1 protein-coding gene is annotated in these 4,239 nt (G+C 36.7%); it reads right to left on the reverse strand.

The window, feature by feature from the left end:
* Nucleotides 1-4,239, reverse strand: a 4,239-nt coding sequence (locus tag HGB55_RS14445; protein WP_168817703.1) for a PKD-like domain-containing protein, incomplete at both ends; no start/stop codon positions are given.

The raw sequence follows: 4,239 nt of genomic DNA on the forward strand, positions 1-4,239 counted from the left end.
ACTACTTAAAGTAGCTCCATCAATTAAAGTATCATTACCTGACCAATCTAATCTATTGATTGTACTATCCTCATCTACAATATAGGTTCCATCATTTACGGCTAATGGTGTTCCTGCGTCTGATACTACAATAGTTGCTGAATTACTACTACAATTAGAAGGGTTTACTACTTCACAAATTGTATAATCAATTACATAAGTACCTTCTGATGTTCCTGCAGGCACTATAATATTTCCGTTAGAATCTATTGTTAAACCTATAATTCCATCAGCAGCATCAAGTGTAATTTCAATAGCTGAATCTGAAACTACTGTACCATTTAAAGTGTCATTTGCTGTTACATCTCCTGCTATTCCTCCTAAAACTTCATCAACAGGTGTGGTTGAAAAATTATCTACAATTGAACAAATAATATTATTAATTATAATATTTGAAGAAGCACTAGAAGTACAACCATCATCATTAGTTACTGTAAAATTATAACTTCCAGAAGCCAATGAATTTACCGTATAAGTTGACCCTGAACCAGTATAAGAATTAGCTGTAGTACCTGCTTGATTTATTGTCCAATTTCCCGAGGGCAAGCCTATTAATTCTATACTACCTATTGGTAAAGCACAAGAACCTTGAACCGGAGTTCCGGAAATAACAGATGGGCTTGGATTTACAGTAATATCAACAGTAATAGGTGAACCTGCACAAACAGTCCCTATAGTTGGAGTTATGGTATATGTTACAATAGCTGGTAGTGTTGATGAATTAATAAGTGTTTCTGAAATTGTATTTCCAGAACCAGCTGAATAACCAGAAGCCGTACCACTTGTTAAAGCTGCTGTCCAAGAATAAGAAACTGTTGTTCCTGTTATAGTTGTTGTTAAGTCAATATCTGTTGTATCTCCATCACAAATAGTTTCTGTAATTGGTGTTGCAATAACATCTGGTATTGGATTTATGGTAACTACAAAATCAAAAGGTGTCCCTTCACAGTTTGTTGAGTACGGACCTGTAGGTGTAATTGTATAAGTTACTTCTCCCTGAGTTGTTCCTGAGTTTACCAATACATCATTTATTGTTGCTCCAGAATCTGGAACAGTGGTAAACCCGGTAACCGTACCACTTGTTAGTGCTGCTGTCCAAGTATAAGTAACTCCAGAAACCTTAGATGTTGGACTATAGTCTACATTGTCATTATTACATATTTCTTTAGTAGTATCACTACTTACTGTTGGAATTGGATTCACCGTAATTTTGACCTCAGTAGGTGTTCCTACACATCCTAAAGTACTTATTGGTGTAACTAAATATACAAGCGTTAAAGGTACATTGGTTGTATTTACTAAAACATCAGTAATTGGGCTTGTTGAGCCTGTAGTTCTTGCAGTACCACCTGTTATAGTACCAAAAGAGCCTTCTGTTGTTGGCTCAGGCCAAGTAAACGTAGTTCCGGAAACTGCTGGCGTACTTGTTAACACTAAATTAGCTGTAGAACCACTACAAATAGCTTGTGATAAATTTGGTGTTACTGCAGGTGTTGGATTTACACTTACTACTAAGGTTGAAGGCGTCCCTGCACAAGAAGTATCTCCTGTTGGTGTTAAAATATACTCAACATTAATAGTTGATGCTGTAGTATTTACCAAAGTTTCATTAATAATAGATCCAGTATCTGTTACTGACGCATTACTTATTCCTGCAACTGCAGCCCTTGACCATTCAAAAGTAGTTCCTACTACATTACTAGTAATTGTATAAGTAAACGGGTAGTTACTACAAACCTGTTCAGCAAGCGAACTCGTAATTTCTGAACGTGGGTATATTGTTATAACAACAGTTTTTGGTTCTCCACTACAACCTCCTAAATCTGAAGGAGCAATTGGTGTTACTGAATATGTTGCTGTTTGAGCTATGTCTGTTGTATTTATAAATGTATCTGTAATATTATCTGAACTAGCTGTTGTTCTAGCCGTACCCCCTGTTAAATCTCCTGCACCTCCTGAAAGTGTAGGTGCGCCATATGTAAATAACGCACCTGCCATAGATGGGCTTGTGGTTAAATCTAAATTTGCTGTAGCTGTATATAAATTATCTACACACAATCCTTCTGTTAATCCAGTTGTAAGTACTGGAACCGGATTTACAGTAATGACTACAGTTTCTGGTGTAGAAGACACACACCCATCATACATCGCATATACTGTGTAAGTAGCTGTTTGAATTTCTGCTGTTGTATTTACTAAGGTATCTGTTATATCATTCGTGTTACCTGGAGAAGTTCTAGCAGTACCTCCTGTAATATTTCCTGCTGAACCAGAAATTATTGGCGCATCATAATAATAAGTAACTCCAGAAGTTGTTGAACTTAAAGCTATAGAAGTAGTTCCTCCACTACAAAATGTTGCTACATCTGGTGTAGCAGTAAGAATTGGGTCTGGATTTACGGTAACCACCAAATCAAATGGTATACCAGGACAATTAGTTGTTGCTGGTCCTGTTGGTGTTATGGTATAAGTAACTTCACCTGGACTTGTTCCCGAATTTACTAGCACATCATTTATTGATGAATTTGTTCCTGTAGCATCAGCAGTAAATCCTGTAATTGAACCTCCTGTAGGTGCTGTAGTTTCTGAAACTGTCCACGTAAATGTTGTACCTGTTGTTGCAGAAGTAATGTCATAATCTAAATCTGTACTATCACATATAGTTTTTGTAGCAGCACTACTTATCGTTGGTGTTGGGTTTACTTTTATTGTAAAATCTACAGGTGTTCCTTCACAACTTTCACCACCATTTGTGTAAGTTGGAGTTACAGTAATTGTTGCAACTACAGGTTCTATAGTAGTATTTTTAGCTGTAAATACAGGAATTGTTGACTGATTAGTTCCCGAGGCAGCTAACCCAATGGAAGGCGTATCATTAACCCAACTATAAGTAGTAGTACCTCCTGTATTATTTGTTGTAAAAGTTATTAATGTTGTATTATCATTATTACACAACTCTTGATCTGTTGGTTTATTTACTTGTCCAGTTGGATTTACAGTTACTATTAAATCTGAAGGTGTTCCTGTGCAATTGTTTGGTGATGGGCCTGTAGGTGTTAACACATAAGTTACATCTACCGGAGCAGTTGTTGTATTTATTAACGTTTCTGTAACATTCCCAGTACCTGTTGTTGAACTATTACTTATGTTTGTAACTGCCGCTCTTGACCAGGTAAATGTAGAATTAGTTACATTACTTGTAACAGCATATGTAAATTCACTTTGACTACAAGTTACCTCAGCAAGCGAACTCGTAATTTCTGAACGTGGGTATATTGTTATAACAACAGTTTTTGGTTCTCCACTACAACCTCCTAAATCTGAAGGAGCAATTGGTGTTACTGAATATGTTGCTGTTTGAGCTATGTCTGTTGTATTTATAAATGTATCTGTAATATTATCTGAACTAGCTGTTGTTCTAGCCGTACCCCCTGTTAAATCTCCTGCACCTCCTGAAAGTGTAGGTGCGCCATATGTAAATAACGCACCTGCCATAGATGGGCTTGTGGTTAAATCTAAATTTGCTGTAGCTGTATATAAATTATCTACACACAATCCTTCTGTTAATCCAGTTGTAAGTACTGGAACCGGATTTACAGTAATGACTACAGTTTCTGGTGTAGAAGACACACACCCATCATACATCGCATATACTGTGTAAGTAGCTGTTTGAATTTCTGCTGTTGTATTTACTAAGGTATCTGTTATATCATTCGTGTTACCTGGAGAAGTTCTAGCAGTACCTCCTGTAATATTTCCTGCTGAACCAGAAATTATTGGCGCATCATAATAATAAGTAACTCCAGAAGTTGTTGAACTTAAAGCTATAGAAGTAGTTCCTCCACTACAAAATGTTGCTACATCTGGTGTAGCAGTAAGAATTGGGTCTGGATTTACGGTAACCACCAAATCAAATGGTATACCAGGACAATTAGTTGTTGCTGGTCCTGTTGGTGTTATGGTATAAGTAACTTCACCTGGACTTGTTCCCGAATTTACTAGCACATCATTTATTGATGAATTTGTTCCTGTAGCATCAGCAGTAAATCCTGTAATTGAACCTCCTGTAGGTGCTGTAGTTTCTGAAACTGTCCACGTAAATGTTGTACCTGTTGTTGCAGAAGTAATGTCATAATCTAAATCTGTACTATCACATATAGTTTTTGTAGCAGCACTACTTATCGTTGGTGTTGGGTTTAC

It is taken from the genome of Lutibacter sp. B1, assembly GCF_012524075.1.
In the GTDB taxonomy this organism is placed as follows: Bacteria; Bacteroidota; Bacteroidia; order Flavobacteriales; family Flavobacteriaceae; genus Lutibacter.